7 protein-coding genes and 1 riboswitch are annotated in these 14,210 nt (G+C 40.1%); all 7 genes read right to left on the minus strand.

From position 1 onward, the window contains the following. Positions 1-8: 8 nt before the first annotated feature. The gene (locus AB3K24_RS06280; RefSeq protein WP_367974401.1) at positions 9-8,369 is read right to left on the minus strand and encodes a MucBP domain-containing protein; all 8,361 of its coding nucleotides are present in this window, start codon (positions 8,367-8,369) and stop codon (positions 9-11) included. A 265-nt stretch (positions 8,370-8,634) separates the two neighbouring features. Continuing rightward, positions 8,635-9,360: a 4-hydroxy-tetrahydrodipicolinate reductase gene (dapB, locus tag AB3K24_RS06285; protein ID WP_367974402.1), complete on the minus strand. Its 726-nt coding sequence runs from the start codon at positions 9,358-9,360 to the stop codon at positions 8,635-8,637. Further along, positions 9,357-10,235 (minus strand): 4-hydroxy-tetrahydrodipicolinate synthase, encoded by an 879-nt coding sequence (dapA, locus tag AB3K24_RS06290; protein WP_367974404.1) that lies wholly within the window; start codon positions 10,233-10,235, stop codon positions 9,357-9,359. Before dapA ends, dapB begins: the two co-directional genes overlap by 4 nt. A 55-nt stretch (positions 10,236-10,290) precedes the next feature. Beyond that, the gene (locus AB3K24_RS06295) at positions 10,291-11,442 is read right to left on the minus strand and encodes an N-acetyldiaminopimelate deacetylase (protein WP_367974406.1); all 1,152 of its coding nucleotides are present in this window, start codon (positions 11,440-11,442) and stop codon (positions 10,291-10,293) included. Continuing rightward, entirely contained in the window at positions 11,442-12,149 is a 708-nt protein-coding gene (gene dapD, locus AB3K24_RS06300; RefSeq protein WP_367974408.1) for a 2,3,4,5-tetrahydropyridine-2,6-dicarboxylate N-acetyltransferase, read from the minus strand. Before dapD ends, AB3K24_RS06295 begins: the two co-directional genes overlap by 1 nt. Positions 12,150-12,204: 55 nt before the next feature. After that, a complete protein-coding gene (lysA, locus tag AB3K24_RS06305) occupies positions 12,205-13,506 on the minus strand; it encodes a diaminopimelate decarboxylase (RefSeq protein ID WP_367974410.1) in 1,302 nt (433 codons plus the stop codon). Between the two features lie 131 nt (positions 13,507-13,637). Next, positions 13,638-13,811: riboswitch (Lysine riboswitch) on the minus strand. 58 nt (positions 13,812-13,869) lie between these two features. Continuing rightward, positions 13,870-14,205, minus strand: coding sequence for a hypothetical protein (locus AB3K24_RS06310; RefSeq protein ID WP_367974412.1), 336 nt, complete (start codon positions 14,203-14,205; stop codon positions 13,870-13,872). Positions 14,206-14,210 lie beyond the last annotated feature (5 nt).

A 14,210-nucleotide genomic window follows, 5' to 3' on the forward strand; every position in this document is an offset into this window, starting at 1 on the left:
AATTAACATTACTTATTTTTACGTTTTTTGCCCAACATAGTTAATCCTATTGTAGACAATGTTAATCCAAGAATCATCGAGATTTTATTATGAGATTGTATCTCTTCGCCTGTCTTAGGCAACTGTTTAACAGACTTTTCTGATGTCTCTTTTTTAATCAAGTTGTTGCTTTGTTTTGATTGTGCCTTATCTTGAGCCACTTGGCTACTTTTCAAAACGAATTTATGGTCATCATATTTTTGTTTTGGATTTTTTTCAACCAGTTTTTCTTCAGATTTTGGCCCTTGATTCTTGGCATAGACATAAGTTGTGTCTGTGTTCTTGCCAGTGTCGTAGGTTCCTGTTTCATCACCTGTTGTCTTAGCTGGGACAAGATGGTACCCAGGTACTTCGGCTGGTGTCGTTGTGTAATTTGTATCTTTTGGACCCTTAGTTGTATCTGTTGGTACAAGTGGTTGACCATCTTCATCCACATAGTTGGTTGTGTGTTGACCTTGTTTGCCATAGACATAGGTTACTTCTTTAGTCTCGCCGTCCTTTGGATATTTACCTGTAACGTCGCCAGTTGTCTTACTTGGGATAAGATCGTAACCGTCAATTGACTTGGGTCCTGTTGTGTAATCTGCACCACTGTCTTTACTTGATGAGTCGGCTGGTGATAACACTGAACCACTTTCATCAATGTAGTTGACAACCAAGTTACCTTGATCTTTGGCGTAGACATACGTTGTATCTGTTGTCTTACCTGTATCATACTTGCCTGTTTCACCACCAGTCGTCTTTTCTGGTACTAAGTGATAACCAGGTACTTCAGCTGGTGTTGTGTTAAATGTTGTGTCCTTTGGTCCTTGCTTTTGTTCAGATGGAACTAGTTCATTGCCAGCTTCATCCACATAGTTAGTTGTATGTTGACCTTGTTTTCCGTAAACATACGTTACTTCTATGGTCTCGCCGTCATTTGGATACTGACCCGCAACGTCACCGGTTGTCTTGCTTGGTACGAGATCATAACCATCAATTGCCTTTGGTGCTGTTGTGTAATGTTCACCACTAGCTTTGGTTGATGAATCTTTTCCAGCAATTACTTGACCACTTTCATCAACGTAATTCACAACCAAGTTACCTTGATCTTTGGCGTAGACATACGTTGTATCTGTCGTCTTACCTGTATCGTACTTGCCTGTTTCATCGCCAGTTGTCTTTTCTGGCACTAAGTGATAGCCAGGGATTTCTGCTGGCGCCGTTGTGTATTCAGTATCTTTTGGTCCCTTAGTTGTGTCTGTTGGTACAAGAGTTTTACCATTTTCATCCACATAGTTTGTCGTATGTTGACCTTGTTTGCCGTAGACATAAGTGACAGTTTTAGTTTCACCATCATTTGGATAATCGCCAGTAACCTCACCGGTCGTCTTGCTTGGTACAAGATCGTAGCCATCAACATTTTTTGGTGTTGTTGTATAAGCTTCACCACTATCTTTGGTTGATGAATCAGCCGGTGCTAAGACCGTGCCGTCTTCATCCACATAATTCACAACCAAGTTACCTTGATCTTTGGCATAGACATACGTTGTATCCGTTGTCTTACCTGTATCATACTTACCAGTTTCGTCACCGGTTGTCTTTTCTGGTACTAAGTGATAACCAGGGACTTCTGCTGGTGTCGTTGTATAATCAGTGTCCTTTGGACCTTGATTTTGTTCAGTTGGAACAAGTGTTTTTCCGTCTTCATCGACATAGTTTGTCGTATGTTGGCCTTGTTTGCCATAGACATAAGTGACAGCTTTTGTTTCGCCATCGTTTGGATACTGACCAGTAACGTTACCGGTTGTCTTGCTTGGGACTAAGTCATAACCAGCAACAGTTTTTGGTGTTGTCGTGTAGGCTTCGCCACTAGCTTTGGTTGATGAATCGGCTGGTGCTAAGACCGTACCGTTTTCATCCACATAATTCACAACCAAGCTACCTTGATCCTTGGCGTAGACATACGTTGTATCTGTTGTCTTACCAGTATCATATTTACCAGTTTCATCGCCGGTTGTCTTTTCTGGTACTAAATGGTAACCAGGTATTTCGGTCGGTGTTGTCTTGTATTCTGTATCCTTTGGTCCATTAGTCGTGTCTGTTGGTATAAGAGTCTTACCCTCTTCATCGACATAGTTTGTCGTATGTTGACCTTGTTGGCCATAGACATAGGTTACTTCTTTGGTTTCGCCATTTTCTGGATATTGACCTGCAACGTCACCGGTTGTCTTTGTTGATACGAGATCATAACCATCAATTGCCTTTGGTGCTGTTGTGTAATCTTCACCACTATCCTTAGTTGATGAGTCAGCGACAACAAATACGTTACCAGCTTCATCCACATAGTTGACAACTAAGCTACCTTGATCCTTGGCGTAGACATATGTTGTGTCTGTGTTCTTGCCGGTATCATACTTACCAGTTTCGTCGCCGGTTGTCTTTTCTGGTACTAAGTGATAACCAGGCACTTCTGCTGGCGTTGTATTAAATGTCGTGTCCTTTGGCCCTTGAGTTTGTTCAGTTGGAACAAGTGTCTTACCAGCTTCATCGACATAGTTTGTCGTATGTTGACCTTGTTTGCCGTAGACATAGGTTACTTCAGCTGTTTGACTATCGACTGGATATTTACCATTTATGTCACCAGTAGTTTTTGTTGGAATTAAGTCGTAACCGTCAATTGCTTTTGGTGTTGTTGTATAAGCTTCACCGCTGTCTTTGCTTGATGAATCGGCTGGTGATAACACTGAACCATTTTCATCGACATAGTTAACAACTAAGCTACCTTGATCCTTGGCGTAGACATACGTTGTGTCTGTGGTCTTGCCAGTGTCGTAGGTTCCTGTTTCGTCGCCGGTTGTCTTTTCTGGTACTAAATGATAACCAGGTACTTCTGCTGGTGTTGTATTAAATGTCGTGTCCTTTGGCCCTTGAGTTTGTTCAGTTGGAACAAGTGTCTTACCATCTTCGTCCACATAATTAGTGGTATGTTGACCTTGTTTGCCGTAGACATAGGTTACTTCAGCTGTTTGACTATCGTCTGGATATTGACCATTTATGTCACCAGTAGTTTTTGTTGGAATTAAGTCGTAACCATCAATTGCTTTTGGTGTTGTTGCATAAGCTTCACCGCTGTCTTTGCTTGATGAATCGGCTGGTGATAACACTGAACCATTTTCATCGACATAGTTAACAACTAAGCTACCTTGATCCTTGGCGTAGACATACGTTGTATCTGTTGTCTTACCTGTGTCATACTTACCAGTTTCGTCACCAGTTGTTTTTGCTGGTACTAAGTGATAACCAGGGACTTCTGCTGGCATTGTCTTGTATTCTGTATCTTTTGGTCCATTAGTCGTGTCTGTCGGTACAAGAGTTTTACCATCTTCATCCACATAGTTTGTCGTATGTTGACCTTGTTTACTATAGACATAGGTTACTTCTTTAGTTTCGCCATCATTTGGATAGTTACCAGTAACTTCACCGGTTGTTTTGTTTGGCACCAAATCATAACCAACTATTGCCTTTGGTACTGTTGTATAAGCTTCACCACTATTTTGCGTTGATGAGTCGGCTGGTGCTAAGACCGTGCCGTTTTCATCGACATAATTGACAACTAAGCTACCTTGATCCTTGGCGTAGACATACGTTGTGTCTGTTGTCTTACCTGTATCATACTTGCCAGTTTCGTCGCCAGTTGTCTTTTCTGGTACTAAGTGATAGCCAGGTACTTCGACTGGTGTCGTTGTATAATCAGTGTCCTTTGGACCTTGAGTTTGTTCGGTTGGAACAAGTGTCTTACCGTCTTCATCAACATAGTTTGTCGTATGTTGACCTTGTTTGCCGTAGACATAGGTTACTTCTTTGGTCTCGCCGTCATTTGGATATTGACCTGTTACGTCACCGGTTGTCTTTGTTGGTATGAGATCATAACCGTCAATTGACTTTGGTGTCGTTGTGTAATCTTCACCGCTGTTCTTAGTTGATGACTCTTTTCCAGCAATTACTTGACCACTTTCATCAACGTAGTTGACAACAAGATTTCCTTGATCCTTGGCGTAGACATACGTTGTATCTGTTGTCTTACCAGTATCATATTTACCAGTTTCATCGCCGGTTGTCTTTTCTGGTACTAAATGGTAACCAGGTATTTCGGTCGGTGTTGTCTTGTATTCTGTATCCTTTGGTCCATTAGTCGTGTCTGTTGATATAAGAGTCTTACCCTCTTCATCGACATAGTTTGTCGTATGTTGACCTTGTTGGCCATAGACATAGGTTACTTCTTTGGTTTCGCCATTTTCTGGATATTGACCTGCAACGTCACCGGTTGTCTTTGTTGATACGAGATCATAACCATCAATTGCCTTTGGTGCTGTTGTGTAATCTTCACCACTATCCTTAGTTGATGAGTCAGCGACAACAAATACGTTACCAGCTTCATCCACATAGTTGACAACTAAGCTACCTTGATCCTTGGCGTAGACATATGTTGTGTCTGTGTTCTTGCCGGTATCATACTTACCAGTTTCGTCGCCGGTTGTCTTTTCTGGTACTAAGTGATAACCAGGCACTTCTGCTGGCGTTGTATTAAATGTCGTGTCCTTTGGCCCTTGAGTTTGTTCAGTTGGAACAAGTGTCTTACCAGCTTCATCGACATAGTTTGTCGTGTGTTGACCTTGTTGACCATAGACATAAGTTACTTCTTTGGTCTCGCCATCTGCTGGATACTGACTTGCAACGTCACCGGTTGTCTTTGTTGGTATGAGATCATAACCATCAATTGACTTGGGTCCTGTTGTGTAATCTTCACCACTGTCCTTAGTTGATGAATCTTTTCCAGCAATTACTTGACCACTTTCATCAACGTAGTTGACAACAAGATTTCCTTGATCCTTGGCGTAGACATACGTTGTATCCGTTGTCTTGCCAGTATCATACTTGCCTGTTTCATCACCCGTTGTTTTTTCTGGTACTAAGTGATATCCAGGCACTTCTGCTGGCGTCGTTGTGTATTCAGTATCTTTTGGTCCCTTAGTTGTGTCTGTTGGTACAAGTGTCTTACCGTCTTCATCAACGTAATTTGTTGTGTGTTGACCTTGTTTGCCATAGACATACGTTACTTCTTTGGTTTCGCCATCATTTGGATATTGACCCGCAACGTCACCAGTTGTCTTGCTTGGGATAAGATCGTAACCGTCAATTGACTTTGGTGTCGTTGTGTAATCTTGATTAGTATCAGCTGTTGACTTGTCAGCTACTGTCAACGCATTGCCATCTTCATCCACATAGTTGACAACAAGATTTCCTTGATCCTTGGCGTAGACATATGTTGTATCCGTTGTCTTGCCAGTATCATACTTACCGGTTTCGTCGCCAGTTGTCTTTTCTGGTACTAAATGATAACCAGGCACTTCTGCTGGGGTCGTTTTATAATCGGTATCCTTTGGTCCCTTAGTTGTATCTGTTGGTACAAGGATCTTACCGTCTTCATCAACGTAATTAGTCGTATGTTGACCTTGTTGACCGTAAACATACGTTACTTCAGCTGTTTGACCATCTGCTGGATACTGACCTGCAACGTCACCAGTTGTCTTTGTTGGGATAAGATCGTAGCCATCAATTGACTTTGGTGCTGTTGTGTAATCTTGATTAGTATCAGCTGTTGTCTTGTCGGCTGTTGTTAAAGCATTGCCAGCTTCATCGACATAATTCACAATCAAGTTACCTTGATCCTTGGCATAGACATATGTTGTATCCGTTGTCTTGCCAGTATCATACTTACCAGTTTCGTCGCCAGTTGTCTTTTCTGGCACTAAGTGATAGCCAGGAATTTCAGTTGGTGTGGTTGTATAATCTGTGTCTTTTGGTCCCTTAGTCGTATCTGTTGGAATTAGTTCTTTGCCATTTTCATCTACATAATTAGTAGTATGTTGACCTTGTTGACCGTAGACATACGTTACTTCAGCTGTTTGACCATCTGCTGGATACTGACCTGCAACGTCACCGGTTGTCTTTGTTGGGATAAGATCGTACCCATCAATTGACTTTGGTTCTGTTGTGTAATTTTCACCACTGTCTTTACTTGATGAATCGGCTGGTGATAACACTGCGCCACTTTCATCAACGTAATTTGTTGTGTGTTGTCCTTGTTGACCATAAACATACGTCACTTCTTTGGTTTGACCATCTGCTGGATACTGACCAGCAACGTCACCAGTTGTTTTTGTTGGTACGAGATCATAACCGTCAATTAACTTTGGTGTTGTTGTATAATCTTCACCACTGTCTTTAGTTGATGAATCAGCGACAACCAATACGTTTCCAGCTTCATCGACATAGTTGACAACAAGATTACCTTGATCTTTGGCGTAAAACACCGTAATATCAATATTTTGACTATCTTTATTAACAATTTTTTCAGTAGTTTTTGAAAGGTCATTATCAGTATCTGTCGTTGAAACAACATGATATCCCTGAACTACTGGATTAATAACTTCCTTGAATTGATTGTTCTCTACTTTTGACCAACCGCTAGTTGAAATATTACCAGTTTCGCCATCTATTGTAGGAACATCAACGCTACCCTTTGCTGTCCAAACAATGTCTTTTCCATTATTATCTGTTGTTGTCACAAATTGAATATTTTCCGCGTTGTAGTCTAATGATTGTCCATTATTATTCTTTACAGGCGTATTATCTGATTGATAAACATATTTAATAATTTCATTAACTTGCTTAACAGATGCTTGTTTATAAGAAATTGTATTTAAATGATAATCAGCACTCACATTTTGAGCTTTAACTGGTGACTGCACAAATGCTAGTTCATCAGAGTTCATATTATGATTACTATGCCACCAACGTGCAGTTGGATTTGTTGGAACCGATCCCAAAAATAGTGTTGGTTTATCCGTTGTAAAGTCAGTAAATGAAACACCTTCTTTTAAAGCATAAACATCTGGGTCATCATCATTTGCATCATGATAACTATTACTATTATTCACGTATGCTTGATTATTAGGCGCATTATTGACAACATTCTGACTATTTGATATATTGCCCAAACTGATTGTAGAATTTGCTGCAACAACTACAGTTTTAGCATCATTGGTTTGGACATATTCTTTCTCGTTAGTCTGCCAACTATCCCACTGACCTGGATTATCAGGACCAGTATAGTTAGACGCACTTAATGAAGCACTTAAAAAGTAGACTTTAGGATCACCAGCAGTGCCAGTCATTTTTGAGATAGGCACAATTTCATTATTGTCACTATAGGTAAACCAAAATGTCGTTTGCCAATTAAGGTTCCACATTTCTACATTATCAATCGCATTACTACTAATAGTTACCTTTGGAATTCCTTGATCATGGTAATCATTGGTCTCTGACCAATTACCATTTTGTAGTTGAAAATCATGAAATGATTCATTTAAATCAACAGCGCGCTCTACAAGTGCACCAGTATTATCTCTAACAATAATTGTGCCCGATTTAACCCATGTTTTATTAATAACCGTATTTTTATTTAATAATTGATTGCCAGAATACTCCCATATTTTAGAACTATCCTTTAAATTACTATTCTTACCTGCATCAGAGTCACCAGAGTAAACTTTTGTTGGGGTCATTGTTCCTGTTGGCGCAGTTTCATCAGCTGGTTTACTTTTATCTAAAGCTAAAGCTTGTGGTGCTGAAGAAGTCGCAATTTGTGTTTTACCGTCAGAATTAGTTTGTTTTCCGGCAGCTAGGGCCGCTTCATAACTTGCCTTATCATCAGCATACTTTTGATCTTGCGCTTTTTGCTGTTCTTTAGCAGCATTTAAGCGATCAATTTGATTTTGATAATCAGCTTTATCAGTGTCTTGTTGTCCTATTACTTGTTCATTTTTATCTGAATCTTCAACACCTTGTATATTTGTGCTTTTTGCAGGTGTTTCTGTTACTTCAACACTTGCATCTTGTGCATCGTTTACTGCTTTGTCAATTTCACTTGCATCGACAGATTTATCTTCATTTTCCGTAGTATTTGAGCGACTTGAATTCACTGTTGTTGCCACATGCTCGTTTACAGTTTGATTTTCATCTGTTAATGTTGTTGTTGCACTATTTGTTTTTACCTGATCATTTGCTGACAACTTCGTTGACTCATCGGCCACTTTTGTTTGATCAGCTACTGACAATTTTTGCGCAGTTATATTTTGCTGCGTTGAACTATTGACATTAGTCGATTCGCCGCCGGTAGCTGCTGACACTGAAGTACTGACTATCATACCGCCGACAACTATGGCCGCCGTTACCCACAGCTTGCCCGACTTATACAGTTTAATAACTTTTTTCTGTTGCTTCATTAAATTTATTCTCCCAATATTTAAAATATAATTGATTATCGGTGCGTAATTGCACAGATTTATTGTATCACATAAGTTATCAAAATCTCAATTATCCATTAAAAATGTATTATTAAAGCAAACAAAAAAATAAGCGTCAAAAAATTTAAACTTGTCAATAAATCATAAATTGACGCACAAAAAAAGTGGATTTCTCCACTTTTAATTAATATTCTAAACATATTGAAATAGTTATTATCAAAAAATAAATCAAATTTTGTATCTATTATAAAACACTATCAAGTCCAACCTTTAAGTCAGTTATTTTTTTAACCCCAGCTAACGCCATTAAAACACCTGGAACAAACGCCGAGCGACTGGTTGTACTTTGCGTTAATGTTAGTTGTTCATCAATGCCACCAAAATAAACACTTTGTTGTGCAATATATCCGGGTAAGCGCATCGCATGAACGGGAATATCTGACACGCGTTGCCCACGTGCTTCACCATCACGCGTTTTTTGTGCTGCATTAATCCGTTCATTGGCAATCAACTTAGCAGTTTGTACAGCAGTCCCTGAGGGCGAATCAACTTTTTTAGGATTATGTGTCTCAACAATTTCCACGTCAGGAAAATATCGTGCAGCTTGTTGCGCAAATTGCATTAATAATACAGCTGAAAGGCTAAAATTCGGTACAATTAAAATACCATGTTTTGATTGCCCACGTAATTGTGTCACTTGCGCTTCAGTCAAACCAGTGGCACCAATAACTACCGCCATGTCATGATTGACTGCCCACTGCGCATTTTCAAACACAGTAGCTGGCGTACTAACATCTAAAAATATATCCGCTGCTTCAGTGATTTGATCGTGTGTTGTCCAGACAGGATACTGACTTTCATGGCTGTGACCACTTAAAATACCAACAATGTCATAATCAGTTCCTGCTAAACCAGCTTGAATAGCTAAACCTAATTTACCAAAACCACCAGCTAGAATTATTTTTGTCATGAATTAGTCTCCAAAAGGCCATCTAATGTCTGTTGTTCTTGTTTTGTTAAGGGCAAGATTGGTAAGCGTGCCAAGTTTTTAACCAGCCCCTTTTCATGCAATTTTGCTTTAACAGGTGCTGGTGATGGAAATGCAAACAAAGCGTTCATCCGCGGTGTTAGGTAGCGTTGTATGCGACCGGCCTCACGCCAATCATTAGCATTCATCGCAGCAAATAATGCGGTCATTTCATCCCCATATAAATGTGATGCCACCGAAATTGTTCCGGCCCCACCTTGCGCATATGCAGCCAATGTTTGTGCATCTTCACCTGTATAAACAGCAAAATCTGCCGCCTGCGTACGTTCAATTTCAGCACCTATAAACTCTGCTGAAGTTGTCTCTTTGACTGCATTAATATTAGTGTGTTGTGCCAATGTCACAACACTATCAACAGTCAAGCCAACTGCTGAACGGCCTGGAATATTATACAACATCACTGGCTTAGTTGCTGCATCTGCTATTGCTGTAAAGTGTGCAATCATGCCACTTTGACTTGGCTTATTGTAGTATGGCGTCACTGCTAAAATGCCATCAACGTGCGCAATAGCACTCAATTCACGGGCATTTTTGATAGATTCTGCTGTATTGTTTGTGCCAGCATTAGCTATTAACAACACCTTGTCCCCAACATAATCGGCAATATATTGCGTCAAAGCTAACTTTTCGTCATGTGTCAATGTTGGTGATTCACCAGTTGTGCCAGCAATTACAAGTCCCTGAGTGCCATGCGTTAGCAAGTAATCAATTACCTGTTTGAGCGCTGAATAGTCGATCTCATTTGCTTCATCAAAAGGCGTAATAATAGCCGTAATTAAATTAATATTTTCATACATCGCTTTTTCCCCTGAACTCTACTTCATTTGTTTCACTGCAACAATTGCATTTACTCTACTGATCCATTCGCCATGCCATAAAATTCTTCAATGCTGTAAAACCAGGCAATAAGGCGCCCTCGTCTATCGTTAATTTAGGACTGTGTAATGCGTGTTCATCATTGACGCCTAACCACAACATGACCCCTGGAATTTGTTGTAACAAGTACCCAAAATCTTCCCCAGTCATCGCTGGTTGTGCAATTTCAAAAGCAATATCATCACGTGATTTCATAAATTCAATTAACTGTCTTGCTAACTCTGGATTATTTTCAACTGGTAAATAACTGCCACTTTCTAGCACAACATCAATTGTTATATCATTAGCCAATGCAACGCCTGCAGCAATCTGACGAATACGGGTTAACATAATTTCCAAATCAGCGCGTGTCATACTACGTACTGTACCTTCCAAATGGACATTATCAGGAATCACATTGTTAGCTTGTCCACCATTAATGACCCCAATACTCACCACGCCACCTTTAATTGGATCAACTGCACGCGAAACGACCGTCTGCAACTGCATAATTAATTCTGCTGCCGCCACAATAGGATCCTTAACTAAATGTGGATAAGCTGCGTGCCCACCTTGACCATGAATATCAATTACTAATTCAGCCGTGCCCGCAAATAAAGTGCCAACTAGTGTACTTAAAGTCCCTGCTGGTAAATCTGGTTGATCATGAATGCCATAAAACTCATCTGGTCGCCATTCACCTTCAAAAATCCCTAAATCATACGCCAGTTTACCACCGCTTTTAGCTTCTTCGGCCGGCTGAAAGAACACAATAAAATTATCCTTAGGTTGATGTTGACTAAAGTATTGCACCATTCCCAATGCCAAACTCATATGTACATCATGTCCACAAGCGTGCATAATACCAGCATGGGTTGACTGAAATGATAAACCAGTTTGCTCTACAATTGGTAATGCATCAATATCTGATCGATAACCAATTGTTCGCTTTGGGTCACTCCCTTGAAAACGGACCAAAATAGCCGTTGGTAGTTCTGCAACTGTACGAATAGTCATCGTATCGTTTTGCCAATTGGTTATTTTGTTCATTAAGTAATCATGTGTTTGAAACTCAGCCAACGCAAGTTCTGGAATTAAATGCAAATCCCGCCGATACTGTTGTAAATTTTCAAAAGTTACTTCAGCCATTATAATTCTCGTAAGGCGTCAATTAAGGCAGTCTTTTGTTGTGTTTGTGAATCAATTTTCTTAATTACCTTGGCCGGTACCCCCGCCACGACAGTATTAGCTGGTACATCTTTCGTCACAATGGCACCAGCTGCAACGACTGCGCCATCGCCAACTTGAACACCCTCTATGACCACAGCATTGGCCCCAACCAAAACATTATTGCCAATACGGACTGGTTGCGCAGAAGCTGGTTCGATAACCCCTGCCAAAACAGCGCCCGCACCAATATGTGAATTCGTGCCAACAATCGCACGACCACCAAGTATTGCACCCATATCAACCATCGTGCCCGCACCAATTTCAGCACCAATATTAATGACTGCGCCAAGCATAATAACAGCATTATCGCCAATTTCAACTTGTTCACGAATAATAGCACCAGGCTCAATGCGGGCATTAATGTGCAACTTATCCAGCAGAGGTACAGCTGAGTTGCGTGCCTCATTTTCAATATAAACACTTTCACTAGGTAAATTAGCAATCAATGGTTGCACGTCAGACCAGTCACCAATTAATTGACCAAATGAGACACCACCAAATTGTTGCACATTAGCTGGAATTTCACCATCTAAAACACCTTTATAAGTGACTTTTACAGGTGTCACTTTTTTAGCATTGGCAATAAAGTTAATTAGTCGTTGTGCGTCACTTTGTATTTCTGTCATGAGTATTTAGTTCCCTTTTGTTTGTTTTAGTTTTGTTGTCCTATAAGCGTATAGCTTATGATTTATCACTTTTTTCTAACATGTAATCTTGATCCAAGGCTGTTAAGTTCGCATACGTTTCACGCGCAACAACTAATTGATGTTTGCCGTTTTCAACAAATACAACAGCCGGTCTTGGATTGCGATTGTAATTTGATGCCATAGCATATCCGTAAGCCCCAGTTGCCAAAACAGATAAAATATCGCCCGGTTGTGTTTTGGGTAGCGCTTGTTGCCAAACTAAAACATCCCCTGATTCACAATATTTACCTGCCACACGCACAACTTCTTGAGTTGCTGCGTTCGGATTATTAGCCAAAACAGCCTCGTAATTTGCCTGATACAACGCTGGTCGAATATTGTCTCCCATACCACCGTCAACTGCTAAATAGTGACGCAAATCAGGAATATCTTTCCGCGAACCAATCGTATAAAGCGTTTGCCCTGCTGAGCCAACAATTGAACGCCCAGGTTCAATCCAAATTTCCGGCATTTTCCAATCGTACTCGGCTGCTTTACCCTTCAAAGTACGAATAATGGCATCTGCATATTCACTTTCAGGTAAGGGTTGATCTTCTGCCGTATAACGAATACCAAACCCACCGCCAACATTGATAACAGCTGGTTGAAATCCCCAACTTTGTGCTGTTTCTGCTAGTAGTGCCGCATTTTTTTCAAAGCCAGTCACATCAAAAATTTGTGAGCCAATATGTGCATGGAGTCCACGTAAATTAAAATTTTCATCCTGTTTAGCAATATCATAAGCTGCTTTAGCTTGCCCAGTTAGCAAATCAAACCCAAATTTAGAATCTTGTTGCCCAGTACTGATAAACTCGTGTGTGTGGGCTGATATGCCTGGTGAAATTCGCAGTAGTATGTCTTGTTTCACCTTATTTTCAGCAGCAATTTCTGACAATAATTGTAATTCTAAGAAATTATCGACAATAATTGTCCCTACACCCTGGGTAACCGCCATCGTGAGCTCATCCCAACTTTTATTGTTACCATTAAAGCTTAAATGTTTAGGATCAAATCCAGCTGCTAATGCCGTAGAAAGTTCACCACCAGAGACAATATCAGCATGAATGCCTTCTTGCTGTGCCACTTGATAAATGGCTTTGGTAGCAAACGCTTTAGAGGCATAACTCACAACATAAGGCACATTTTCTTTTTCAAAAATCGCCTTAAAATCACGCATAGTTTGACGAATTTTAGTGACATCGTATACATATAATGGCGTCCCATAAGTTTGTGCTAAATCAATCGTGTCAACAGTGTCAATTGTTAAATGTTGCGCTGTATTTGTTGGATAACTCATATACTCTCCTAAGTCCTATTTGTGCCATTTAACTGTACACAAACTAACTACTTCCCCTTGATTTCACATAAAAAAGCCTTTTGTTCGAGACTAGGTCACGGACAAAAGGCTTTTGTGTTTAGCAATTTTGACTGTTCCATAGCTCACCGTTATGACTAACGACAGTCTAATAGTTATTAGCTATTAGCCCAACAACCGTTCATTTATTGTGAACGCTCATTTCGGCGATATCCCCTTTGACTTATTTAACCTGTTAAAACAGCTCAGATAAGCGACTTATGTCAACCGCAACCTCTATGTGAAATTAAATTTTTATGTTGTAGTAATCATAACTTACTGACTAAAAAATGTCAAACTTTTAATCTAGTATTCTGTATCAATAAAAGTTAGACCAAGTTCTTTACCATACCGCCGAATCGTTGACTCTGCCAAGTTCATTTCAAACGACAAATCAATGTAGCTTGTCATGCCAGCATTAAACAAGGCAGCTACTTGAACTTTACGCTCATCTTTACCAATGGCCGACTCGGTTCCAAGCGCCCGAACACCATGCCCCACAATATCATTTGCAAGTTCACTGTCTGGTTTTTTATCCCGTTTTTCACGATCACGATAAGCCTGTGCAGCAGACTTGACATCAAGCATCGTCACTTTGATGTCGTCAGTTAATTCAGATTTTTTTCTAAACTGATAATTCATATCAC

It is taken from the genome of Leuconostoc aquikimchii (assembly GCF_040838325.1).
Lineage (GTDB): Bacteria > Bacillota > Bacilli > Lactobacillales > Lactobacillaceae > Leuconostoc > Leuconostoc aquikimchii.

What these genes read in the sequence shown, in the direction of transcription:
- AB3K24_RS06280 (WP_367974401.1), bottom strand. Translation starts at nt 8,369, where the DNA reads ATGAAGCAACAGAAAAAAGTTATTAAACTGTATAAGTCGGGCAAGCTG.
- dapB (WP_367974402.1), bottom strand. Translation starts at nt 9,360, where the DNA reads ATGACAAAAATAATTCTAGCTGGTGGTTTTGGTAAATTAGGTTTAGCT.
- dapA (WP_367974404.1), bottom strand. Translation starts at nt 10,235, where the DNA reads ATGTATGAAAATATTAATTTAATTACGGCTATTATTACGCCTTTTGAT.
- AB3K24_RS06295 (WP_367974406.1), bottom strand. Translation starts at nt 11,442, where the DNA reads ATGGCTGAAGTAACTTTTGAAAATTTACAACAGTATCGGCGGGATTTG.
- dapD (WP_367974408.1), bottom strand. Translation starts at nt 12,149, where the DNA reads ATGACAGAAATACAAAGTGACGCACAACGACTAATTAACTTTATTGCC.
- lysA (WP_367974410.1), bottom strand. Translation starts at nt 13,506, where the DNA reads ATGAGTTATCCAACAAATACAGCGCAACATTTAACAATTGACACTGTT.
- AB3K24_RS06310 (WP_367974412.1), bottom strand. Translation starts at nt 14,205, where the DNA reads ATGAATTATCAGTTTAGAAAAAAATCTGAATTAACTGACGACATCAAA.